Genomic DNA, 21,714 nt, shown 5'->3' with positions numbered 1-21,714 from the left:
GCCGCGTAAATAGGACGGCTGGCCCTGCAAATTCAAGGAAATAACGCCGCGGCAGCGTGATTCTGTCCGGCCCCAACTGGAAGATGATGTCGGACAAGCGCATATATCTCGACCACAATGCCAGCGCGCCGCTGCGCGAGGTGGCGCTGGAAGCCGTGACGGGTGCGCTTCGTGCAGGCGGAAACGCGTCTTCGGTACATGGGGAGGGACGCAAGGCGCGGCGTATTGTCGAAGGTGCACGCCAGCAGGTGGCTGCACTATGCGATGCCAGGCCCGAGCATGTCTTCTTCACTTCCGGTGCAACCGAAGCTGCCACGACCTTGCTGACGTCTGACTGGATAATGGGGCGCGCACCGCTTCGGTTTTCGAGGCTCTATGTCTGTGCGACCGATCATCCTTGTCTCCTAAGCGGCGGCAGGTTTCCTGCTGAATGCATTCACGAGCTGCCGGTCGATGCCAATGGTCTGATCGACCTTCACGCATTCGAAGCCGCACTGAGCGATCATGACCGTGACGAGGGGCTTCCGCTTGTCGCGGTGCATCTTGCAAACAACGAAACCGGCGTCCTGCAGCCGTTGGAAGAACTTTCTCAGACCGCACGCAAGCATGGCGCGACACTTGTTCTTGATGCGGTGCAGGCCGCGGGTCGCGTTCCGCTCGCGGATGCAATGGGTTGTGCCGATTTCCTCATATTGTCGTCGCACAAGATTGGCGGCCCTCAAGGGGCAGGCGCCATTGTGGGCGCCAGCGACCTGATGATGCCGCGTCCACTGGTTCGTGGCGGCGGCCAGGAAAAGGGGCATCGTGCCGGTACCGAGAATGTGGCTGCCATCGCTGGCTTTGGTGCGGCTGCCGAGGCTGCGCTGGCCGAGACCGAGCAGATGAGTGAGGTGGCTTCGCTGCGCGACGAAATCGAGCAAGCTGTCATTCATCTCTTTCCTGGCGTCCAGATACATGGATCCGGTAGTGACCGCCTGCCCAATACTAGTTTCTTCACCATCCCGGGCGTGAAAGCCGAAACCGCGCAGATCGCCTTTGATTTGGAAGGTTTTGCGGTATCGGCGGGCTCGGCATGCTCGTCCGGAAAGGTGGGGCAAAGTCACGTGCTGAAAGCTATGGGCGCTGATGCGCAGGCCGGGGCCATACGTGTCTCGCTGGGTGTCGCCACGAGACGCGAAGATGTGGATGGATTCATCGCTGCGCTCGAGCGGTTTGCCCGGCGTCGCAATGCCAAGGAAAACGCTGCTTGAGCGAACGCTCAAAGCTGTGTCAAGAAAACTGGAGAAAAAGAGACATATTTTCTTCATGAACGGGTGAAAAGGCCCGTTCGAGCCATTAAATAGGAGCCAGATGCTCCCGAAATGTGAGAGTGCCGGCAATATGGCCGGCTTGAATGGAGAACGCCGATGCCTGCAGTGCAGGAGACAATCGATCAGGTAAAGATGATCGATGTTGACCAGTACAAATACGGATTTGAGACGGAGATCGAAAGCGATCTCGCGCCGAAGGGTCTGAATGAGGATATCATCCGCTTCATCTCGGCCAAAAAGGACGAGCCGGAATGGATGTTGAACTGGCGCCTGAAGGCCTTTGAGCGTTGGAAGACCATGCAGGAGCCCGAATGGGCACGCGTTGACTACCCGCCGATCGATTTCCAGGACCTGCATTATTATGCAGCACCCAAAAACACGCCCGGACCGTCCTCGCTGGACGAAGTCGACCCCGAGTTGCTGCGCACCTATGAAAAGCTTGGTATCCCGCTGAAAGAGCAGGAGATCCTTGCAGGCGTGCGCAAGCCTGGCGAGCCGAGCCCGGCGGACGCTGAAGGTGAAGAGAGCGACAACGTCTATTCTTCCGGCCGTGTGGCCGTAGATGCGGTCTTCGATTCGGTATCCGTGGTCACGACCTTCAAGAAGGAGCTCGCGAAGGCAGGCGTGATCTTCTGTTCGATTTCGGAAGCCGTGCGCGAGCATCCGGAACTTGTGCAGAAATATCTCGGCTCCGTCGTTCCGGTGTCGGATAATTTCTACGCGACGCTGAATTCCGCCGTCTTTACCGATGGCTCCTTCGTCTATGTTCCCAAGGGCGTTCGCTGCCCCATGGAATTGTCCACCTATTTCCGCATTAACGAGAAGAACACCGGCCAGTTCGAGCGCACGCTCATCATCGCTGATGAAGGCTCGTATGTGTCCTACCTGGAAGGCTGCACGGCGCCCCAGCGTGACGAGAACCAGCTTCACGCTGCCGTGGTTGAGCTGATCGCTCTCGACGACGCGGAGATCAAATACTCCACCGTTCAGAACTGGTATCCGGGCGACAAGGACGGCAAGGGCGGCATCTACAACTTCGTCACCAAGCGTGGTGACTGCCGCGGCAAGAACTCCAAGATATCCTGGACGCAGGTTGAGACCGGTTCTGCCATCACCTGGAAGTACCCGTCCTGCATCCTGCGCGGCGACAACAGCCGTGGAGAATTTTATTCGATCGCGGTGTCCAATGGTCACCAGCAGATCGACTCTGGCACCAAGATGATTCATCTGGGCAAGAACACGTCCAGCCGCATCATTTCGAAGGGTATTTCGGCCGGCCATTCCAACAATACCTATCGCGGTCAGGTTTCGGCGCATCGCAAGGCGACCAATGCGCGTAACTTCACCCAGTGCGACAGTCTGCTGATTGGCAATGACTGCGGCGCACATACGGTGCCTTACATCGAAGCAAAGAACGCCACGGCTCAGTTCGAACATGAGGCGACGACCTCGAAGATCTCCGAGGACCAGCTCTTCTACGTGATGCAGCGCGGTATCCCCGAAGAGGAGGCCATCGCACTCATCGTCAACGGCTTCGTGAAAGACGTCATCCAGGAACTGCCGATGGAGTTCGCTGTCGAGGCGCAAAAGCTCATCGGCATTTCGCTTGAAGGTTCAGTCGGCTGATAGCCGGAAAAAGTTTGGGAAAGAAAAAGATGCTTGAGATCAAGAACCTGCACGCCCGTATTGCCGAAGACGGTACGGAAATCATCAAGGGCCTGAACCTGACGGTGAAGGCTGGTGAAGTGGCTGCCATCATGGGCCCCAACGGCTCCGGTAAGTCGACCTTGTCCTATATCCTTGCAGGTCGTGATGACTACGAAGTGACCGAGGGCGATATCCTCTACAATGGCGAATCCATTCTCGAAATGGATCCGGCAGAGCGTGCGGCGGCCGGCCTGTTTTTGGCCTTCCAGTATCCGATGGAGATACCGGGTGTCGCCACGATGGAGTTCCTGAAGGTTGCGATCAACTCGCAGCGCAAGGCGCGTGGCGAGCCGGAACTGAAGATCCCCGATCTTCTGAAGAAGGTCCGTGAAGCTGCCGGCGAGCTGGAAATGGACATGTCCATGCTCAAGCGCCCGCTCAATGTCGGGTTCTCCGGTGGTGAAAAGAAGCGCGCGGAAATCCTGCAGATGAAGCTTCTGGAGCCGAAGCTTTGCGTTCTCGACGAGACCGACTCCGGCCTCGACATCGATGCGCTCAAGATCGTCGCGGATGGGGTGAACGCGCTGCGTTCGCCGGATCGTGCGGTCGTGGTCATCACCCACTATCAGCGCCTGCTCGACTATATCGTGCCGGACAGCGTGCACGTGCTCTACAAGGGCCAGGTTATCAAGTCGGGTGAGAAGGATCTCGCGCAGGAACTGGAAAAGAACGGCTATGCCGGCATCATCGGCGCAGCAGCCTGAGGTTTGATATGAACATTCAAACACCCGTAAAGCATACGCCTGCCGAGGAAGCGCTGATCGCTTCCTATGGTGCGCGTGCGGCCGACCTGCCGGGTGACGGCAGCGTGACGCTGAAACGCGACAATGCGGTCGAACTCCTCAAGCGCGGCCTGCCCACCCGCAAGGTGGAAGCGTGGCACTATACGGATCTTCGTCGTCTTCTGTCGCAGGTTCCGTCCTTCGACCCGTCAGCCAGTGTCGAAACGATTGAGCCGCTCCTGGAGGGCTCGGACGTTCTGGTCGTCGCGAATGGTTTCGCTAATCGCGACATTGCTCTGGAGCAGGTTTCGGTATCAACGGTTGCGGAGAAGCTCTCGGACGGAAGTCTTGCCGAGCTTCTTGGCACCACCGGCGACGACGACACGGTTTCGGCGATCAATTCAGCACTTGTTTCCGATGGCTATATCATCGACATCGAAGCCGGGTGCGAGGTCGCGCGTCCCATCGAGCTGCAGAACCTGCAGGCCGGTGGTCAGGCCCATGCGCGTTTCGTGGTGAAGGCCGGCGCAGGTGCCAAGGCGACGATCGTCGAACGCCAGACCGGTAGTGGTGAAGCGCTCGTCTCAAGCATCGCGCATCTTGACGTCGCCGATGGTGCCGAGATCACCTGGATCATCGTTCAGGAGCAGCCTGAGACCGTGAGCAATCTCGGTCAGCTCAACGTGACGATCGGCAGCAATGCGAAAGCCACCGTTTTCATCATGAATGCGGGTGGCAAGCTTGTTCGTCAGGAACTGCGTATCGCCGCGAAAGGCGAGGGCAGCGACTTTCGTCTGCGTGGCGTGAACCTGCTGTCGGGCGAGACGCATACAGATGTGACCATGGTGCTTGATCACATCGCGCCGGGTACGGAATCGACCGAGACTATCCGCAATGTGGTGACCGGCAGGGCCGAGGGCGTTTTCCAGGGGCAGATCCGTGTAGATCGCGAAGCCCAGAAAACGGACGCCAAGATGGCCTGCAACACGCTTCTTCTGTCGGATGAAGGCAGCTTCTCGGCCAAGCCCGAGCTTGAAATCTTCGCCGATGACGTGGCCTGCGGCCATGGTGCCACAGTAGCCGAGATCGACGAGAACCATCTCTTCTATCTCATGGCGCGCGGTATCGACGAGAAGACAGCACGTGGCCTTTTGGTAAAGGCGTTCCTGGCCGAAGTGATCGAAGAACTGGAAGACGAGGCTCTGATCGAGGCGCTCGAAGCAAAGCTCGACGCCTGGTTCGTCGAGCACGGCTAATCATGGATCGAGGGCAGGGGAAACGCTGCCCTCATCTGCCAAACTGACAGGAAGCGGAAGAGATGGACCAGCACCTTATGCCCAAAGCGTTCGATGTCGAGGCAGTGCGGCGGGATTTCCCGATCCTGTCACGCGAGGTCTATGGCAAGCCGCTGGTCTATCTGGACAATGGTGCGTCCGCGCAGAAGCCGCAGGCGGTCATCGATGCGGTTTCGCAGGCTTATTCCTCTACCTATGCCAATGTGCACCGCGGCCTGCATTTCCTCTCCAATGCTGCTACCGATGCCTATGAGGCCGCGCGCGAGACGGTGCGCGACTATCTGGGAGCTGAAAGCACCGATCAGATCATCTTCACCAAGGGGGCGACCGAAGCGATCAATACCGTTGCTTACGGTTACGCAATGCCACGCATCGGCGAAGGTGACGAAATTGCGCTGTCGGTGATGGAGCATCACTCCAATATCGTTCCATGGCATTTCCTGCGGGAGCGGCAGGGCGCAAAGCTCAACTGGATCCCGGTCGAGGATGACGGCTCCATCTCAATGGAAGCCTTTGCAGCGAGCCTGACAGAGAAGACGCGACTGGTCGCCATCACGCATATGTCGAACGTGCTTGGCACGATCAATCCGGTGAAAGAGATGATCGCGATCGCCCACGCGCGCGGCATTCCCGTGCTGATAGATGGGAGCCAGGCGGCAGTGCACATGCCGGTCGACATGCGTGACCTTGATTGCGACTTTTACGTCTGCACTGGTCACAAGCTTTACGGGCCTTCGGGCATCGGTGTGCTCTACGGGAAGAAACATCTTCTGGAAGAGATGCGTCCCTTCCAGGGCGGTGGCGAGATGATTGAGGACGTCTCGCAGGACCGCGTCACCTACAATGATCCACCGCATCGCTTTGAGGCCGGCACGCCGCCCATCGTGCAGGCAATCGGTCTTGGAGCAGCCTTGCGCTATGTGCAGGGTGTGGGCCGTGATGCCATTGCCGCGCATGAGGCGGAGATTTCGCGTTATGCGCATGAGCAATTGCACGGCATCAACAGCCTGCGCATCATCGGCGAGGCTCCGGGCAAGGGAGCGATCATCTCGTTTGAGCTTGAAGGCATCCACGCCCATGACGTGGCAATGGTCATCGACCGTTCTGGCGTGGCGGTGCGCGCAGGCACCCATTGTGCGCAGCCGCTCTTGAAGCGTTTTGGTGTGACCTCGACATGTCGTGCCTCATTCGCCATGTATAATACGAAGCAGGAAGTCGATGCGCTGGTCGAAGCGCTCGACAAGGCACGAAAGTTCTTTGGGTAGCGATATGACCGATATGGAGGAAAACACTTCTGTGCCGAGCACGGAAGAGCCGGAAAAAACCGAGCCGAAGGCTACATCTGCCATTCCGCAGGAAGAGCTGGCACGGCTGAGCGACGATATCATCAGCGCCCTGAAGACGGTTTATGATCCCGAAATTCCGGCCGATATCTATGAGCTTGGCCTGATCTACAAGATCGACATTGAGGATGACCGCTCGGTGAAGATCGAGATGACGCTGACAGCTCCCGGCTGCCCCGTTGCCGGTGAAATGCCGGGCTGGGTGGAAAACGCCGTCAGCACGGTCGAAGGTGTCAGTGATGTGGAAGTGTCGATGACCTTCGATCCGCCATGGACACCGGATCGCATGTCGGAAGAAGCACAGGTTGCCGTTGGCTTTTATTGATCTGCCCTTGTCGCACAGGCAGGCAGACGCCATCTTCGATGAAACGAACCTTCCGCGAGACTTGAACTCGCAGTGAATGGAGAAAATCATGCGCCGCTTCCAGGTAATTTCCCTGACCGATGCCGCTGCCACCCGCATTCGTGAGATTGTGGATGGGCGTGAAGATGCGCAAGGCGTACGGGTCGGCATCAAGAAGGGCGGTTGTGCCGGCATGGAGTATACGGTTGATCTCGTAACAGAGCCCAATCCGGCCGATGATCACGTCGAGCATGACGGCGCACATGTCTATGTGGCGCCGGAGGCAGCACTTTTCCTGCTTGGCACCGAGATGGATTTCGAGGTGACGACTCTGAGAACGGGCTTCGTGTTCAACAACCCGAACCAGAGTTCGGCATGCGGCTGTGGTGAGTCGGTGGAACTGAAGCCTGCGGACCTGAAGGCCCTTGCCGAAGCCCGGGCCCAGGGAGCTTAGGGCGGGCAGGCGTCGGCAGCACAATCGGACAAGAAAAAACCGGCAGTTTTGATGCCGGTTTTTTTGTCTCTAAACTTTGCCCGGGACTTTCATGAAGTCGGGTATGTTGTCACCGAAACCGACCGGTGCATCATCTTCGCGACTGGTTCGCTTTTTCGATTTCGTGTTTGAAGCCTTGATGGTGTCCTTGCGCTCCTGCCGCGGTTTTTCTGCTTTGGCTTCCGCAGGCTGTTCTGGCGCTTTCTGCTCCTGAACAGGCTCGGCTTCCTCCGAAGGGGAGGATGATTTGCGCCTGCGTGTGCGGGTATTGCGCGCGTCTTCGGACTTGTTCTTGGCGCCGGCCTTTTTTCCGCGCTGTGGCTTCTCGTCACCCTGCTCTTCCGCTTCAAGCGTCGACAGGTCGCCATCCAGCCACTCGACATCTTCGCCGATCAGCTTCTCGATGGAATCGAGATATTTCGCATCGCTCTTGGCGACGAGCGTGAAGGCCTTGCCAGAGCGGCCGGCGCGACCGGTGCGACCGATGCGGTGGACGTAATCGTCGGCATGGGTCGGGATGTCGTAGTTGAAGACGTGGCTGACATCGGGAATGTCCAGACCGCGCGCTGCAACGTCAGAGGCCACGAGCAGGGTCAGTTTTCCTTTGCGGAAATTGTCGAGCATCATCATGCGTGCCCGCTGATCCATGTCTCCATGCAGGGCACCGGCATCGAATTCGTGCCGCGCAAGCGAGCGGAAGAGGGTGGCCACTTCCGACTTGCGATTGCAGAAGATGATCGCGTTTTTCAGCGCGTCACCTTCGGAACGGATCAGTTCGCGCAGGCGTGCGCGTTTTGCCCAGGGCTTGGAACCGGTCTTCACGAGCTTCTGGGTTATATTTGTGTTGGTCGAGGCCGGCTTGGCGACCTCCACGCGAACGGGAGCCTGCAGGAACTGCTGCGTGAGCTTCGTAATCTCCGGCGGCATTGTGGCCGAGAAGAACAGCGTCTGTCGCGTGAAGGGGATCAGCTTGCAGATGCGCTCGATGTCGGGAATGAAGCCCATGTCCAGCATGCGGTCGGCTTCATCAATGACAAAGATGTCGACACCCGTCAGAAGCAGCTTACCGCGCTCGAAATGATCGAGCAGACGGCCGGGCGTGGCGATGAGAACATCAGCGCCGCGCTCCAGCTTCTTTTCCTGCTCGTCGAAGGAGACGCCGCCAATCAGAAGCGCGATGTTCAGCCGGTGGTTCTTGCCATATTTGACGAAGTTTTCTTCAACCTGTGCGGCAAGCTCACGCGTGGGCTCAAGGATCAGCGTGCGCGGCATGCGGGCGCGTGCGCGTCCGCGCTCCAGCCTTGTCAGCATCGGAAGAACGAAGGAGGCGGTCTTGCCCGTGCCGGTCTGGGCTATGCCCAGAACGTCCTTGCCCTGGATGGCGTGCGGTATTGCACCAGCCTGGATGGGCGTTGGGGTTGTGTAACCTGCATCGGTAACAGCCGAAAGAACCTTTGGAGAAAGGCCGAGTTCGGCAAATGTCACAGCTTCCTGTGCGGTATCTTTGTCTTCTGACACGAATTAGCTGTCTTTGCTTCTCAACATTAAGAGGATGAACGCTATGCGGCAGACCTGAAGGATGATCCGCGTTGGGGCCTAGAGCGTGCCTGACGCATTGTCAACCACAGTATAAACAGGTCCGGTGCGCGAATATATTTAAATCGCGTGGCCGGAGCATTCTTTTGCGAGAATGTTTAACGGGGCGATCCGGTTCCGCGCGTAAAGTTCCCTCGTCAATAACGGAACTGTTCGGAGAGGATACGCTCGTCCCAGGAATGGCTTGCATCGAACATTACTGTGACAGTGAGATCGTGGGATTCGCGCACGCGCACTCGACGCACCGACTTGATTTCCGTGTGGTCGGCTACCGCGTTTACCGGACGCTTGCCGGGCTCCAGGATCTCGAAATCAACCGTTGACTGGTTCGGCAGCAATGCGCCGCGCCAGCGCCGCGGGCGGAAGGGGCTGACCGGTGTCAGCGCAAGCAGGGGCGCATCCAGCGGCAGTATCGGGCCCTGGGCGGAAAGGTTGTAGGCGGTGGAGCCGGCAGGTGTGGCGACCATCACGCCGTCGCAGATGAGTTCTTCGAGACGTTCCTTTTCGTCGATCGAGATCCTGATCTTCGCTGCCTGATAGGATTGGCGCAGGAGGGATACTTCGTTGATCGCCAGCGCCTTGTGGCTGAGGCCCTCGGCATCGGTCGCGGTCATTTCCAGCGGTCGAATGGTTTCGGCAACGGCAGCCGCAATGCGTTCGCGCAGGCCTTCCTCACGATACTCGTTCATCAGAAAGCCGATCGTGCCGCGATTCATGCCATAGATGCGCTTGCCGCTTCCCATGGTGTCGCGCATCGTCTGAAGCATGAAGCCGTCGCCGCCGAGCGCCACGATGATGTCGGCATCGGCCATTTTTTCCTGGCCATAGAGTGCAGAAAGCCGCGCGGCGGCCTCGCGGGCATCGTCTGTATCGGCAGAGACAAAGGTAATCGCTGCGGGTATTTCTGACATGAGCGCCCAGGGTTCCGGTGAGACCAAGCGAGAAGCTGTAACCGCCTAGCATGCACAGCCACAGCTGCAAAGCGCAGCGAATGCGCTATGTGACCTGCAGATTAAGCACTAAAGGCATTTCCAAACCCGAAACTTTTTGCTATGCGCACGCCACTGCCCTTGTAGCTCAGTTGGTAGAGCACCTGATTTGTAATCAGGGGGTCGCGGGTTCGAATCCTGCCGGGGGCACCATTTCTGAAAAATTCCGATTTCTCAGCAGCGCCCCTTGAGTGTCTGGCTTTGACGTTCAATGTCCGCCTCATGCGTTGCGTACCGGCAATCTTGTGCGCGCGCTTGTCTTACGAACAGGTGGAAAGTAACGCGGTTGCCGTGCCTGTCCATGCCACGGCGATGAGCGCGAGGATCAGGCCGATGCGTGCGACTGAATCATAAGTCGCGCGTCGTTCCATCTGCGGGGAAAGGCCGAGAAATCGGGCCAGTAGGTCCAGGCGCAGCAGAAGCAGGCCGATGAGCAGAAGCGACAGCGCTGTTTCTATCAGGATGATCCAGCGTGTGGCTTCCTGTGAAAATGCCAGACGACACATCAGTGTGTGGAGTGCATAGGCGCCCATGAAGTGTGCGCCCCATATCAGAACCCCTGCTGCCAGATAGGCCAGCGTGCCGGTGGGAGAGGGACGGGGATCGGGCTCTTTGGCCCAGTGCCGCAGGTCACTCATCAGGCAATCCTCGGAAAACCGTGCACAAGCAGCAGGCCCAGCAGCAGCTGAGCGACGGAATAGTAGAACAGGATGGCAGCGTTTTCGATGGTCACGCGGCGGGCTTTGTCGAGCATTCCCCGCAAGTAGCGCGCAACACAAAAGCCGATCATGATCATGGTGGTAAAGGCCACCTGGCCATTGATGACGCTTCCCATATAAACCATCGCGCCATAGCTGTTTTGCCCCGGTCTCAGGCCCGTCTGGTAATGCGCAAATACTTCAAGCACGACGGCGAGCACCAGAACCAGAACCGAACTTCCGAAGAGCAGAACCGACTTGCCGTTTCGGTGTCCCGGCGGAGGCAACAGGCGCATGCCCTGGCGCAACATCAAGGCGGAGGCAAGGGCCAGCGTGCCTGTCACAAGCGGCCACTGGAGGCCAGGCAGTGCAGGTGAACCATGCGGCGCCCACACCTCCGGGGAGACGATCCAGAGGTAAAGATAAGAAAAGACGTAAGAAACATAGAGCGAGGAGGCCACAACCACCAATACGATCATCGCCCACCACGAATGGGATTTCGGTCCCGACATATAAGTGGGGAGCTTGATCCCACCTCCGATCTCGACCGGCTGGGGCGAGGGGCCGTGGTCGAGGCCCCAGGTCCAGACAATGCAGGCTGCGATGGCGATGACGCCGCAGATGATGGCGATGGTCACCGCCTTGATCGTCAGCAGCAGGAAAAACGCCGCGGTGAATATCGCTGCAACAAGATGCGTCCAGCTCGGCCCGGGCATCCGGATGATGTATTCAGGCTTGGCTTCTATGGGGCTAGTGACGATTGTCTCGCGACCGCCGGTCGGCGCATTGGGCAGGAAGTGGCGACCTTCATCGACCTCCCGCTCAAGGCCGGGCTGATCCCAGAGGGGTTCACGCGAGGTGATCAGAGGGATGCTGCGGGTGGAGTAGGTGCCTCCAGGCAGCCATTCCAAAGTTCCAGCCTTCCAGGGATTGCCTTCGCCACCGGCGGTGGTCGGGCGGAAGTTCAAGGCGAGGTCTACGAGAAAAAGCAGCACACCGCTGGCAAAGATATAGGCGCCAAGCGTCGAGATCATGTTCAGATTGTCCCAACCAAGCCCCTCCGGGTAGGTCCAGACGCGCCGCGGCATGCCGCGCAACCCGGTGATATGCATCGGAAAGAATGCAACGTTGAAGCCGATGAACATGAGGCCGAACACCCACTTTCCGATGCGCTCGGAGAGTTGGCGTGTGCTGGCCATCGGTGCCCAATAGTAGAAAGTTGCGAAGAGCGGGAAGACCATTCCACCAATCAAAACATAGTGGAAATGCGCCACGATGAAGTAGGTGTCGTGGACCTGAAAGTCGAGCGGCACCAGCGCAACCATCACGCCGGTCAGCCCGCCGATGGTGAAGATGAACAGGAAGCCCAGAACAAACAAGGAGGGCGTGTTGATCTGCAGCCTGCCGCGGGCTGCGGCAATCGTGGCAAGCCAGGAGAACATCTGGATGCCCGACGGTATTGCCACGGCCATGCTCGCGGCCGAGAAAAAGCCGAGAGACATGGAGGGAATGCCTGTCGTGAACATGTGGTGCACCCACAGGCCAAAGCTGAAGAAGCCGGTTCCGATCAGCGCCACCACGATCAGGCGGTAGCCGATAAGGGGGCGGCGCGCCATGGTGGCGACGATCATCGAGACGAGGCCGGCTGCGGGCAGGAAGATGATATAGACTTCCGGATGTCCGAAGAACCAGAACAGATGCTGCCATAGCAGCGGATCACCGCCCTTCGAAGGGGTGAAGAATGGCCAGCCGAAGGATCGCTCGATCTCCAGAAGCATCGTTCCCAGGATCACGGCCGGAAAAGCGAGCATGATCATGGCTGCGAATATGAGCATGGCCCAGGCGAAAATCGGCATCTTCATCAGCGACATGCCGGGGGGCCTGGTTCGCAGGACACCAACAATGATCTCTATGGCGCCGGCGATGGCGGATATTTCGATAAAGCCGATGCCAAGCAGCCAGAAGTCGGCATTGTCGCCGGGCGAAAACTCCTTCAACGTCAGCGGCGTGTACATGAACCAGCCGCCATCCGGCGCTAGGTCGTAGAAGATCGTGGAGAAGAAGACGAGGCCACCCACGATATAGGCCCAGATCGCAAAAGCGCTGAGGCGGGGGAATGGCAGGTCCCGTGCGGCGAGCATCTGCGGCAGCAGCATCACGCCGAGTGCCTCCACGGCGGGAACCGCGAACAGGAACATCATGGTGGTGCCATGCACCGTGAAGATCTGGTTGTAGAGATCCTGGCTCAGAAAATCGCTGCCCGGCACCGCCAGCTGCGTTCGGATTAGCAGGCCCAGAACGCCTGCCAGAATGAAGAACAGGAAGGCCGCGCCGATATAGAGAATCCCTATGACCGAGTTGTTGACTGCAGTCAGCAGCCGGAACCCTTTGGGCGTAGCCCAGATGCGTTCGAGTTCGGCCAGTTCGGACTTCGGCCGGTTGCCGTCATTGGGGAGTGGAAGCGAGGACTGTCCGGTCACGATGACTGCCTCAAGGTGTAGAGGAGAAAGACGCCGAGCGCGTAGACGATGATGACACCGATCGAATCATAGCCCATGCGCAGGAATGACTTGTCCCTCCGCTCGCTGAGGCCGGTCTGGAAGAGGGCGGTCAGCACAACAGCAAGAAGTGCACCAAAGACTGCGAAATCATCCATCAGGTTGATGACCGGTTCACCGGAGTAAAGCAGGTCGACCAGGAACACCATCGCTACATTGATGAGATTCGTGCCCAGAATGTCGGAAATCGCCATCGTGTAGAGGCCGCGCCTGGTTGCCGAGATGGCGGTCGAGAGTTCAGGCAGGGAGGTGGCGAAGGCGATCAACACGAAGCCGACAAAGCTGGAGCCAAGGCCGCTTTGTCTCGCGATTGCATCGCCCGATCGCGCGAGGACAAAGCCAGCGACGAGGATCACCAGAGCGACAAGGGCGGTCTTGAGAAACAGCGTGCGCAGTGCCTCATGTGGCTTTGCGCCAATCTCAGGCCGCTTAAGCTCGTCCATGAGCTCTTGCTCGACCTTGCCGCCGCGGGCAGCAAGCCAGGGATGCTTGCCTTCGGCATTCGCGAGAATCCAGACGCACAAGACGTAGCCTGCCAAAAATGCTGTCGGCCATATTCCAACACCAAGCACACCGATGTCGCCTATCACCATGGCGGCTGCAGCGACGGTAATCAGGATGATGTTCAAACTGCCCTGGACAAGCACCGCCGGCTCGGGAACAACAGCGGTAAGTGCGCGACGGCCAACATAGAAGTCTATGATGGCCAGAAGGGCCACCTGGAGCGCTATGCTGCCGAAGAGGTTGTTTACCGCCAGCTTTGCATCGCCTGCCAGCGAAGCCGTCGCGGTAACGCCGATTTCGGGCAATGAGGTCACGCCTGCAAGCAGAATGATACCCACCACCGCATGGCCGGCACCCGTGACCTCTGCAATTGCGTCTGCATAGGTGGTCAGGTAGACGCCGGCGATCCAGACAGCAGCCGCCGCTGCCGCGAAGATCATCAGGTTGTAGCCAAGTCCGAGTGAGGTGAAGTCGATCATCGGCTATTTCAGACCCGCCAGATAGTGCGACAGTGCCTTCAGGTCGTCCGCTGTCAGCATTGCATATTCAGGCATCTTGTTGCCCGGCTTGAAGTGTTGGTTGTCGGTGATCCAATCAGCAATTGCCTGCTCGTTGTTCGGCAATGTTGCAGCTGCGAGCGAATGGCGGCTGCCCAGATGCGTCAGATCCGGACCGATAATGCCATTTGCGGTCGTCCCACGGATCGTATGACAGGCGCCGCAGCCGCTTTGGGTGAAAACCTGCAATCCGCGTTGGGCAAGCATGCCTGAGGGCTTGATCGCCGGATCTGCCTCCTGCACCAGCCATTTGTCATAGGTGTCGGCGGGCATCGCGACCACGTGAAACGACATCAGCGCATGGGCGCCGCCGCAATATTCGGCACATTGGCCGCGGCTAATGCCCGGCTTAGTAGCTTCCATTGTGATGATGTTCTCGCGCCCGGGTATCATGTCGAGTTTTCCGCCAAGCTGTGGCGCCCAGAAGCTGTGGATCACATTGTCGGAAACCAGCCGTATCGAAACCGGCTGGCCAACCGGCAGGCGCAGTTCATTTGCGCTGCGAATATCGCCTTGTGCCGTGTGATAGGTGACTTCCCACCACCAGAGCTTTCCTGAAATGGTGATTGTCGGTTCTCCGTTGCCAGCTGCCCGACTGGTTCCGGCCTCAAGCAGCAGGATGCTGTGGACGAAGAGATAGGTCAAAACGACCGCGGGCAGCGCAATGCCGCCATAGAGGATGGTCCGCTCGTGGCTGAGCAGTGCCCGCCAAGATCGTTTCCCTGACAAGGCTATCGCGATCAGCACAACGATCAGCAGCGTGACTGCCACGCTTACGCCAGTGGCGATCCAGAAAAGGGTTTCGGCTTCACCTGCCTCACGACCCGTTGACTGCAGTACGGACTGCGTTCCTTCACAGCCAGCAAGCGGCAGCAAGGCCATGAACAGGATTGGGAGGAAGTTTCTCATCGCACATCTCCCAGCCTGTTCGCAGCTTTGCCATCTGCGGGTTTTCCGGAATCGGCTGATTGCGCGGCGTAGAAGGCAGCCACGGCATTCATCTCATCAAGAGCTAGGCCGGAAGAGGCGCGTTGCATGATCTTGCCATAGCCGGTCTGGACACGCTGGCCTTCGGCCCAGAGAAGCAACTGCTCGACGATATAGTTTCTGGAGAGGCCCGCCAGACGAGGGAATTGCGGCGAGGCCCGGGAGTTGTGGCAGGCAGAGCAGGGGGCGATGCCTTTTTCCGGCAAGCCGCTCTCGGCAATATTTCGCCCGACTTCAATCACCTTGGGTGAAAATTCGTCTGCCGTGGGAGCGATAGGTTCGAAGCCGCTGTAGAGGCGGGCGATGCGGTCGGCATCTTTCGGCGTAAGCCGTGCGGCGATCGGCTCCATCATGCCGCTCTGGCGCTTGTCTGCAGCGTAATCCTGCAAAGACCGTACAAGGTATGGGGAAGGCTGCCCGTTCAGGGAAGGCACCAGCCCGCTGACTGGCGGGGTGTCCTCGTCCCCATGGCAGCCGGCGCAGAAGGCAACACGATTGGTGCCAGATGCATCCGCACCGGATTGCCGTCCAAGCATGGCTTCATACTCGTTGCGGGTCATGCCCGGTATATCCTGCAGGAATGCTACGAGCGCCCAGACCTCGCGTTCACGATCACGCCCGGCCCAGGCTGGCATGCCAGTGAACTTGAGCCCGTGCTGCACGATCCAGTGCTGTTCATTCACCGTCCACTCCAGCAATGCCTCGTGAAGAGAGGGTGGAGCGGGATACATGCTGGAGGCTATCGGTCCTGCGTCGCGCTCGGGAGAGCCGTGGCAGGGGGTGCAGCCGAATTCGAAATATTTCGCGCCCAGTTCCTTCAGGCCGGGGGCTTCCAGAGCCGGTGGAGCATCTCGTTGCACATGGTGTGCCACCGAGCGGTGCAGGGTCAACCGGATGATGTATTCGGTGATGCGAAAGTGCCGGACATCGGCACCGACATTGTACAGGCCTGAAAACATGAAGACGGCCCCGCCAGCGCCAGCGGCAACAGCTGCAATCACGGCTGCGAGTATCCAGGTCTTTCGCTTCGGCCAGCCGGACCACATGGTTCAATCCGGCCCGTTTCGCGGTGTCCATCCCTGCGCCGTGTCCATGCACAATGTCCAGCGAGCGGCGATTATGATGGCGGCTAGAACATATGTCAGCGGGCAGGCCACCAGCATGAGAAGTCCAGCCATCTGCTGGTCGGCGAGCATGGCAGATGGCTCGATGCTGACGCCGACGCCCAGATAAAGCGGACGTGGTGCAAAAGTGAGAAGTACGCCGAGCAGACAGAAGAGTTTGCCCGTCACCAGAAGGGCGCTGAGAGAATGCCAGCCTTGAGTATGAGCCTTCGCAAAAGTGGCGGCCCAGAACCATAAAGCGCAAATGAACAGGCTGGCATGCATGAGGGTCATCAGAACATGCGAGCTATGTGCTGCGGCGAGCACATTGGGGATATGCCAGCCCCATAACAGGCAAAGCTGCAGGATCAGCGCCGGGGTCAGCCCCTGGGACACGTACCGGAATAGGGGAAGATCTGCATGCCGCAATCCCAGCGCCATCGCCGGGGCAACAACATTCATCGCCACGATGTGCGAGATCATGTGTTGGGTGATGAGCCCGTCCAGCATGTCGCGTCCTGTTTCCCCCGAACATCAGCGAAATGGCTTTGTAAGCCTGTGAGCCTGCTTGGCGTGCAACGTGTGAGGCAGGAACAGGTTCCGTGGAACATTCGGGTCAGCCTTCCGTTGAGCCATCAAAAGGCGATCAGATCGACGGAGCCAGTCATGCCAACGAACAAGAAATCCGATTTCGAGACAGATGATGTAAAGCTTCAGACCGATGGCGGTCCGGCACTTGAGCAGGAGGACTGGGACGAGCTTGAAGAAGGGGTGCGCCCCACGAGCATCCACGAGAACGGCGATGTGCGCTTCGAGGAAGAACCGGATGGCGAACTGCCAAGCGAAGATGACGACAACCCCTATCAGGAGAGCGATGCTGCTCTTCCCGATCGTGAGGAAGAGCGCGTTCTTCAGCGCGACCCTTCAAAGGAAGGTGATCGTTTCGGGGAGGTCTGACTGACCGCCCGTACACAGTTGAACTGAAACACGCAGGGGGAGCGGATGGGTGCGCGCTTGGGAAGCGATGACGGATTTGGAAGCTTCGCTTTCAGGCTCTTCATCATCGCGCTTTTCATAGCCGCGCTAGCCGCTCTCTGGTTTCTCCGAAATCTCGTTCTTCTGGTCTTTGCAGCTGTTCTGGTGGCGATCACCCTGACCAGCCTCGCAAGCCAGCTCACCAAAATACTTCCGGTCAGTCGGGCAGTGGCATTTCTGGCGGTGTCGATCGTCATCGTTTTGCTTATCGTCGCATTCTCCATGCTGGTCGGATCGCAACTGGCCTCGCAGCTTAGCGAGCTGTGGCAGCGACTGCCTGATCTCATACGACCTCTCGAAACATGGCTCGGCCTGCAAAATGTCGAGGAATGGCTTTCGACGCGTGTCGAGAGCATGGTCTCCCAAACATCGTTCATCAATCGAATTGCAGGATTTTCATCGGCCGCTGCGGGCGTGGTCGGCAATGTCCTGCTCGTGCTGATTGCCGGCTTTTACTTCGGCTTTCACCCACAACTCTATGTCGGTGGGCTTCTGTATCTCTTTCCCCGTGAGCACCGAAGCCATGTGAGGGAGACGCTTCAGTCCGCGGCGACCGCTTTACGTCTGTGGTTGGCGGGACAACTTACCGCAATGGTGGTGGTAGGTGTCCTGACTTTCGCCGGTCTCTGGGTGCTGGGGCTGGAATCGGCACTCGCGCTTGGGTTCATCGCCGGCGTTCTGGAGTTCATCCCATTCATTGGACCCATATTGGCGGCTGCCCCGGGTATTGCGATTGCGCTTTCACACAGCCCGGATATGGCCCTGTGGGTGACCGGGCTCTATGTGCTTATTCAGCAGGTGGAGGGCAACGTCCTTAATCCGCTCATACAGCAGCAGACAGTGACGCTTCCGCCGGCTGTGACGCTGTTTGCGGTGCTGGCGTTCGGCATTCTTTTCGGGCCGCTTGGGATCTTGCTTGCCACACCGCTCGCGGTGTTATGCCTTGTGGTCGTCAAGCAGGTATGGATGCGCGATACGCTGCATGAGGATGTGGAGATGCCTGGTGAAGAAAGCGCGCTGACAGATCGGGAATAGAAACTGAAGCCGACGGGAAAGAAGGATCAGATGCCTCAGCTCGACAATTACGAACTCGAAGGACGGCTCAACGCACAGCGCGAGGTGCTGACACTGTTGCTCACGCGGCTGGTAGATGGGGGAGATCGGGAGGTCTTGGACGTTCTTGAGCGATGGGTGGACCCCGAGGACCATCAGGAAGACCCTGGGGCCGTCCCTACTGAAGCGTTTGCGGCAGAAGGTGCGGCACTGCGTGAATACCGCCTTCTTGTCGAGCAGGTGCGGGCGCGCGTCAAACCCTGACCTTAAAGAGGGTTACGCAGGGGAGCTCAATTGCCGGTCTTTCTCTCCAGCCAGCGCAGCACAAGCGACTCATCCAGATCCATGCCCTTCAGCGGCTTGCGGTAACGGCGCTTGTATTCTGCCATCACGGGCTGAAGGCGCCCGTCCTCCCACTCACTCAGCACCAGCGGGTGAATGTAGCAGCGACGGCAGACGGCGCGGGTGTAGTTCAACTTCTTGGCCACCCGATCAATGACCTGGTTTTGCAGGCGAGCCCGTTCCTTCTTCGTGTCGGGCAGTTCCATTTGCCGCAGCTGGTCGCAGGCAATTGTGGTGGCGCCCCAGGTTCTGAAATGCTTGGAGGAATAGCGCTCACCAATCGTCTCCCGAATATAGATATTGACGTCGTGGGAGTGAACGTCGTGGCGAGACTTGTCTTCACCCAGATACTGGAAAAGGCGTTGCCCGGGCAGCTCCTGCATGCTGCGAACCACGCGGGCAATCCGCCGATCGGCGAGTTGCAGATTCCATTCCTGCCCGGATTTGCCGCGGAAGGAGAACCGCAAGCGCGATCCCTCCACCTCGACATGACGCTCCTTGAGTGTCGTCAGGCCGTAGCTCTTGTTCTCCTTGGCGTAGATGTCATTGCCAATGCGGATCAGGGCGTTGTCCAGCAACCATACCAGCGAGGCAACCACCCGCTCACGTGACAGTGAACGTTGGCGCATGTCGCGCTCGACCCTGTCGCGCAACACGGGGAGGCTGCGGGCAAAATCGGCCAGCGAGCTGAACTTTGCCTCGTCTCGACAGGCCGTCCAGCCACTGTGGTAGCGGTACTGCTTTCGCCCCTTGGCGTCGCGGCCCGTGGCTTGGATATGTCCGGCCGGTTCGGGTGAAATCCAAACATCCTCCCAGGCGGGTGGTATGGCCAAAGCACGGATACGAGCCAATGTTTCGGGATCATCGACCTTGCGGTCGTCGGGATGAAGGTAATAGAAACCCTTGCCCGCCCGTTTGCGCCTGATGCCTGGCTCCTGGTCCGAAACATAAACCAGATCCGCGCGTTGAGCAGCGAATTCGGGATCGTGCAATTCGGCGATGTTCTGGTCGAGCGGTCGCAGAGTGAGAGCGCTCCCTGGCGCCTGAAATGCCGGGCGCCCCATTGCGACACCGGTCACCGTGACAATCACTGGAGCAGAAGCAAAGTTCCCCTGTTAGGTGCAGATTGACCCAGTTATACGAGTTTTATGATCGTCCCGCCGCTGAAGTTGCGCCGGAACTCATCGGTGCGAAACTCACGCTAGCGGGAACAGGGGGCAGGATCGTCGAGACCGAAGCCTACGCGCCGGATGACCCGGCCTCGCACAGTTTCAACGGCATGACTGCGCGCAATGCGGCAATGTTCGGTCCTCCCGGGCACGCCTATGTCTATCGTTCCTACGGTATTCATTGGTGTTTCAACATCGTATGCGCGCGCGGGCATGCAGTTCTTGTGCGTGCGCTCGAACCGCTCTGGGGTATCGAGGAGATGAAAGCGCGTCGGGGTCAGGATGGCCTCCGGCAACTCTGCTCCGGGCCGGGGAAGCTTTGTCAGGCACTGGCGATTGACAAGCGCCATGACGGCTTGGCGTTGTGGGACGAACCGTTCCACCTGTCGCTTGGCGATGACGTGCACACGGTATTGTCCGGTCCGAGAATCGGTATTTCAAAGGCTGTGCAGGTGCCTTGGCGGTTCGGTCTTCAAGGATCTGCTTTCCTCAGCAGACCCCTGCTTTCCTTCCAAACCCGTGGCAATTCGTAAAAGACACGCTGAATTTACTGCTGCGGTAAGGAAAAGAGGTTATGAAGGAACAGGGTTGTCGAGGTGCAGAGGTGCAGGAGACGATGGACAAACCGGTTCCACCGCCAACCGAGCCGACAATTGACGACGAGCTGGCGCTCCTCCTTCGCGAAATCGAGAAGGAAGCCGTGCCGGATCGATTGATGGAGCTTGCCCTGCAATTGCAGGAGGCACTCGCTACCCGGCGCGAGGCGGTAGAACGTGACGGAAGTTCTGCAGCCGACGCCCCTGTGTCCGTGCTCGAAGAGGCGCAGCAGAAGCGTGATTAGCGCTCTACATCTGTCTCAGGGCGTTCTTCACCGGACACATCCTCTTCGTGCCAGACGCCATCTTCATCTTCATATTCGATATGTTCATCCGAGCCGCTGAGTTCATGCTCCGCTGCAGCGGTTTCGGCAGCTTGCTCCGCCTCGCTGCGCGTAGGGAAGGTCTCCGAGAACACGTCACCCACCTTGTAAGCCCAGCCGTCCTCATGCTCGACGACTTCGTAAACGATCCTGGTCATGCTGTTGGCTCCCTTGAATGAGCGATCAACGGCGGTGTGGAGCCGGAAGTTCCTTGCCTTATGAACCAAAACTCCCTGTCGACGTTGCCTGATCAAGTTCAACGACAGGAGCACAATGTGTGGGAATGGTTTCAGCTCAATAGCGGGGCGATAAGCTCTGTCGCGACCTTGGCGACGCTGGTGGTCTGGATTGGCTATTTCCAGGTTTTGCTGAATGGCTACCGTCACCGCATGCGGCCCAAGATCCTTATCAATCGCGGCGGAGGGCGGAATATCGATGCGCGTTGCGTGCTGTCGAACATGAGTGCGGAACCGATCTATATCGAGGCCATCCTTCTATCGACCAAAGGTGATGATGATGATCAGGTATGTTCGCTGAGTGATTTCGAGGTGCGTTATCCTGATCAGGCCGACCAGCGGGTCAAATTGCTTCAGGGGCCGCTGGAGAGCGCAGAAATGGTCGATATCGGCTCCTATCGCGAGATACTTGAGCAGGTGCTTGCATCAGAAGGAGCCGAACAAGGGCAATATCCCCCGGAATTCACCATCACGGTTGTCGCCACCTATACGGCCGAGAACGCTCTGGTGGCGGCAGAGCGCGCATTCAGGATCTATGAGGACAAGAACAAGCTGCGGCTCTATTCGCCCACGGTTTCTGCCCGGATGATCCGCTCCAAGCGTCAACGGCGTCGGTTGCAGCGCCTGCTTGAGAAGGATGATCTCCAGCGAATCAAGGCTTCGGGATCCTGATCATTCACTTTTCGCTTTGCGCGGAACCTTGTGGCTGAAGCCGACATTTAAGGTGCAACGTCTTCCACGCACGACTTTCAGGA

General features: G+C 58.6%; 23 protein-coding genes and 1 tRNA gene. 14 read left to right on the top strand and 10 right to left on the bottom strand.

Annotated elements, in window-relative coordinates; genetic code table 11:
• Nucleotides 1-86 precede the first annotated feature (86 nt).
• The 7 genes from WA367_RS09950 (at nt 87) to sufA (ending at nt 7,174) form a co-directional block, all read left to right on the top strand.
• A complete protein-coding gene (locus WA367_RS09950; RefSeq protein WP_336057100.1) occupies nt 87-1,250 on the top strand; it encodes a cysteine desulfurase family protein in 1,164 nt (387 codons plus the stop codon).
• A gap of 156 nt (nt 1,251-1,406) precedes the next feature.
• Complete coding sequence (sufB, locus tag WA367_RS09945; RefSeq protein ID WP_336056596.1) at nt 1,407-2,936, top strand: Fe-S cluster assembly protein SufB; 1,530 nt, start codon at nt 1,407-1,409, stop codon at nt 2,934-2,936.
• A 29-nt stretch (nt 2,937-2,965) separates the two neighbouring features.
• Nucleotides 2,966-3,721 carry a Fe-S cluster assembly ATPase SufC gene (gene sufC / locus WA367_RS09940; RefSeq protein ID WP_036480227.1) on the top strand — a complete coding sequence of 252 codons (756 nt, stop codon included), beginning with the start codon at nt 2,966-2,968 and terminating at the stop codon, nt 3,719-3,721.
• An 8-nt stretch (nt 3,722-3,729) separates the two neighbouring features.
• Complete coding sequence (gene sufD, locus WA367_RS09935; protein WP_336056595.1) at nt 3,730-4,995, top strand: Fe-S cluster assembly protein SufD; 1,266 nt, start codon at nt 3,730-3,732, stop codon at nt 4,993-4,995.
• 62 nt (nt 4,996-5,057) lie between these two features.
• A complete protein-coding gene (locus tag WA367_RS09930) occupies nt 5,058-6,299 on the top strand; it encodes a cysteine desulfurase (protein ID WP_336056594.1) in 1,242 nt (413 codons plus the stop codon).
• Nucleotides 6,300-6,303: 4 nt separating this feature from the next.
• A complete protein-coding gene (locus WA367_RS09925) occupies nt 6,304-6,702 on the top strand; it encodes an SUF system Fe-S cluster assembly protein (protein ID WP_336056593.1) in 399 nt (132 codons plus the stop codon).
• Between the two features lie 88 nt (nt 6,703-6,790).
• Nucleotides 6,791-7,174 carry a Fe-S cluster assembly scaffold SufA gene (gene sufA / locus WA367_RS09920; protein WP_336056592.1) on the top strand — a complete coding sequence of 128 codons (384 nt, stop codon included), beginning with the start codon at nt 6,791-6,793 and terminating at the stop codon, nt 7,172-7,174.
• Nucleotides 7,175-7,243: 69 nt separating this feature from the next.
• On the opposite strand, the gene WA367_RS09915 is transcribed toward sufA, so the two are convergent.
• Together WA367_RS09915 and WA367_RS09910 are read right to left on the bottom strand one after the other, a co-directional pair.
• Entirely contained in the window at nt 7,244-8,731 is a 1,488-nt protein-coding gene (locus WA367_RS09915; protein ID WP_336056591.1) for a DEAD/DEAH box helicase, read from the bottom strand.
• 215 nt (nt 8,732-8,946) lie between these two features.
• Nucleotides 8,947-9,720: an NAD kinase gene (locus tag WA367_RS09910; RefSeq protein ID WP_336056590.1), complete on the bottom strand. Its 774-nt coding sequence runs from the start codon at nt 9,718-9,720 to the stop codon at nt 8,947-8,949.
• Between the two features lie 155 nt (nt 9,721-9,875).
• Here WA367_RS09910 and WA367_RS09905 point away from each other — a divergent pair.
• A tRNA-Thr gene (locus WA367_RS09905) sits at nt 9,876-9,951 on the top strand.
• 107 nt (nt 9,952-10,058) lie between these two features.
• Here WA367_RS09905 and WA367_RS09900 read toward each other — a convergent pair.
• From WA367_RS09900 to WA367_RS09875, 6 genes are read right to left on the bottom strand one after another with little or no spacing between them, the layout of a single operon-like run.
• On the bottom strand, nt 10,059-10,436 hold the full coding sequence (locus tag WA367_RS09900; RefSeq protein WP_336056589.1) for a hypothetical protein: 378 nt from the start codon (nt 10,434-10,436) through the stop codon (nt 10,059-10,061).
• Nucleotides 10,436-12,976: a cytochrome c oxidase subunit I gene (gene ctaD / locus WA367_RS09895; protein ID WP_336056588.1), complete on the bottom strand. Its 2,541-nt coding sequence runs from the start codon at nt 12,974-12,976 to the stop codon at nt 10,436-10,438. Before ctaD ends, WA367_RS09900 begins: the two co-directional genes overlap by 1 nt.
• The gene (locus WA367_RS09890) at nt 12,973-14,037 is read right to left on the bottom strand and encodes a sodium:calcium antiporter (RefSeq protein ID WP_336056587.1); all 1,065 of its coding nucleotides are present in this window, start codon (nt 14,035-14,037) and stop codon (nt 12,973-12,975) included. Before WA367_RS09890 ends, ctaD begins: the two co-directional genes overlap by 4 nt.
• Before the next feature lie 3 nt (nt 14,038-14,040).
• The gene (locus WA367_RS09885; protein ID WP_336056586.1) at nt 14,041-15,024 is read right to left on the bottom strand and encodes a cytochrome c oxidase subunit II; all 984 of its coding nucleotides are present in this window, start codon (nt 15,022-15,024) and stop codon (nt 14,041-14,043) included.
• A complete protein-coding gene (locus WA367_RS09880) occupies nt 15,021-16,148 on the bottom strand; it encodes a c-type cytochrome (protein ID WP_336056585.1) in 1,128 nt (375 codons plus the stop codon). The genes WA367_RS09885 and WA367_RS09880 overlap by 4 nt, the downstream gene beginning before the upstream one ends.
• A 3-nt stretch (nt 16,149-16,151) precedes the next feature.
• Nucleotides 16,152-16,715: a cytochrome c oxidase assembly protein gene (locus tag WA367_RS09875; protein WP_336056584.1), complete on the bottom strand. Its 564-nt coding sequence runs from the start codon at nt 16,713-16,715 to the stop codon at nt 16,152-16,154.
• A 156-nt stretch (nt 16,716-16,871) separates the two neighbouring features.
• On the opposite strand from WA367_RS09875, the gene WA367_RS09870 reads away from it, so the two are divergent.
• Genes WA367_RS09870 through WA367_RS09860 form a run of 3 tightly spaced genes read left to right on the top strand, consistent with a single transcriptional unit; the run spans nt 16,872 to nt 18,557 of the window.
• Nucleotides 16,872-17,162: a hypothetical protein gene (locus tag WA367_RS09870; RefSeq protein ID WP_336056583.1), complete on the top strand. Its 291-nt coding sequence runs from the start codon at nt 16,872-16,874 to the stop codon at nt 17,160-17,162.
• Nucleotides 17,163-17,207: 45 nt separating this feature from the next.
• Nucleotides 17,208-18,275 (top strand): AI-2E family transporter, encoded by a 1,068-nt coding sequence (locus tag WA367_RS09865; RefSeq protein WP_336056582.1) that lies wholly within the window; start codon nt 17,208-17,210, stop codon nt 18,273-18,275.
• Nucleotides 18,276-18,305: 30 nt separating this feature from the next.
• On the top strand, nt 18,306-18,557 hold the full coding sequence (locus tag WA367_RS09860) for a hypothetical protein (protein ID WP_336056581.1): 252 nt from the start codon (nt 18,306-18,308) through the stop codon (nt 18,555-18,557).
• A 26-nt stretch (nt 18,558-18,583) separates the two neighbouring features.
• Here WA367_RS09860 and WA367_RS09855 read toward each other — a convergent pair whose 3' ends face one another.
• A complete protein-coding gene (locus WA367_RS09855) occupies nt 18,584-19,714 on the bottom strand; it encodes a DNA topoisomerase IB (protein WP_336056580.1) in 1,131 nt (376 codons plus the stop codon).
• A 47-nt stretch (nt 19,715-19,761) separates the two neighbouring features.
• On the opposite strand from WA367_RS09855, the gene WA367_RS09850 reads away from it, so the two are divergent.
• Together WA367_RS09850 and WA367_RS09845 are read left to right on the top strand one after the other, a co-directional pair.
• Nucleotides 19,762-20,337, top strand: coding sequence for a DNA-3-methyladenine glycosylase (locus WA367_RS09850; RefSeq protein WP_336056579.1), 576 nt, complete (start codon nt 19,762-19,764; stop codon nt 20,335-20,337).
• An 83-nt stretch (nt 20,338-20,420) separates the two neighbouring features.
• Complete coding sequence (locus WA367_RS09845; protein WP_336056578.1) at nt 20,421-20,645, top strand: hypothetical protein; 225 nt, start codon at nt 20,421-20,423, stop codon at nt 20,643-20,645.
• Here the strand turns inward: WA367_RS09845 and WA367_RS09840 are convergent.
• Nucleotides 20,642-20,881: a DUF2188 domain-containing protein gene (locus WA367_RS09840; protein ID WP_336056577.1), complete on the bottom strand. Its 240-nt coding sequence runs from the start codon at nt 20,879-20,881 to the stop codon at nt 20,642-20,644. The two genes, WA367_RS09845 and WA367_RS09840, sit on opposite strands and share 4 nt — an antisense overlap.
• A gap of 117 nt (nt 20,882-20,998) precedes the next feature.
• On the opposite strand from WA367_RS09840, the gene WA367_RS09835 reads away from it, so the two are divergent.
• Entirely contained in the window at nt 20,999-21,631 is a 633-nt protein-coding gene (locus WA367_RS09835) for a hypothetical protein (RefSeq protein WP_336056576.1), read from the top strand.
• Nucleotides 21,632-21,714: the final 83 nt, after the last annotated feature.

Source organism: Nitratireductor sp. CH_MIT9313-5, from assembly GCF_037029545.1.
Lineage (GTDB): Bacteria > Pseudomonadota > Alphaproteobacteria > Rhizobiales > Rhizobiaceae > Chelativorans.
The sequence above is the reverse complement of the archived record's forward strand: the minus strand, read 5'-3'. Positions and strand labels throughout refer to the sequence as shown.

Coding starts and splice junctions, on each gene's coding strand:
- WA367_RS09950 (WP_336057100.1), top strand. CDS start 87: ATGTCGGACAAGCGCATATATCTCGACCACAATGCCAGCGCGCCGCTG.
- sufB (WP_336056596.1), top strand. CDS start 1,407: ATGCCTGCAGTGCAGGAGACAATCGATCAGGTAAAGATGATCGATGTT.
- sufC (WP_036480227.1), top strand. CDS start 2,966: ATGCTTGAGATCAAGAACCTGCACGCCCGTATTGCCGAAGACGGTACG.
- sufD (WP_336056595.1), top strand. CDS start 3,730: ATGAACATTCAAACACCCGTAAAGCATACGCCTGCCGAGGAAGCGCTG.
- WA367_RS09930 (WP_336056594.1), top strand. CDS start 5,058: ATGGACCAGCACCTTATGCCCAAAGCGTTCGATGTCGAGGCAGTGCGG.
- WA367_RS09925 (WP_336056593.1), top strand. CDS start 6,304: ATGACCGATATGGAGGAAAACACTTCTGTGCCGAGCACGGAAGAGCCG.
- sufA (WP_336056592.1), top strand. CDS start 6,791: ATGCGCCGCTTCCAGGTAATTTCCCTGACCGATGCCGCTGCCACCCGC.
- WA367_RS09910 (WP_336056590.1), bottom strand. CDS start 9,720: ATGTCAGAAATACCCGCAGCGATTACCTTTGTCTCTGCCGATACAGAC.
- WA367_RS09900 (WP_336056589.1), bottom strand. CDS start 10,436: ATGAGTGACCTGCGGCACTGGGCCAAAGAGCCCGATCCCCGTCCCTCT.
- WA367_RS09890 (WP_336056587.1), bottom strand. CDS start 14,037: ATGATCGACTTCACCTCACTCGGACTTGGCTACAACCTGATGATCTTC.
- WA367_RS09885 (WP_336056586.1), bottom strand. CDS start 15,024: ATGAGAAACTTCCTCCCAATCCTGTTCATGGCCTTGCTGCCGCTTGCT.
- WA367_RS09880 (WP_336056585.1), bottom strand. CDS start 16,148: ATGTGGTCCGGCTGGCCGAAGCGAAAGACCTGGATACTCGCAGCCGTG.
- WA367_RS09875 (WP_336056584.1), bottom strand. CDS start 16,715: ATGCTGGACGGGCTCATCACCCAACACATGATCTCGCACATCGTGGCG.
- WA367_RS09870 (WP_336056583.1), top strand. CDS start 16,872: ATGCCAACGAACAAGAAATCCGATTTCGAGACAGATGATGTAAAGCTT.
- WA367_RS09865 (WP_336056582.1), top strand. CDS start 17,208: ATGGGTGCGCGCTTGGGAAGCGATGACGGATTTGGAAGCTTCGCTTTC.
- WA367_RS09860 (WP_336056581.1), top strand. CDS start 18,306: ATGCCTCAGCTCGACAATTACGAACTCGAAGGACGGCTCAACGCACAG.
- WA367_RS09845 (WP_336056578.1), top strand. CDS start 20,421: ATGGACAAACCGGTTCCACCGCCAACCGAGCCGACAATTGACGACGAG.
- WA367_RS09840 (WP_336056577.1), bottom strand. CDS start 20,881: ATGACCAGGATCGTTTACGAAGTCGTCGAGCATGAGGACGGCTGGGCT.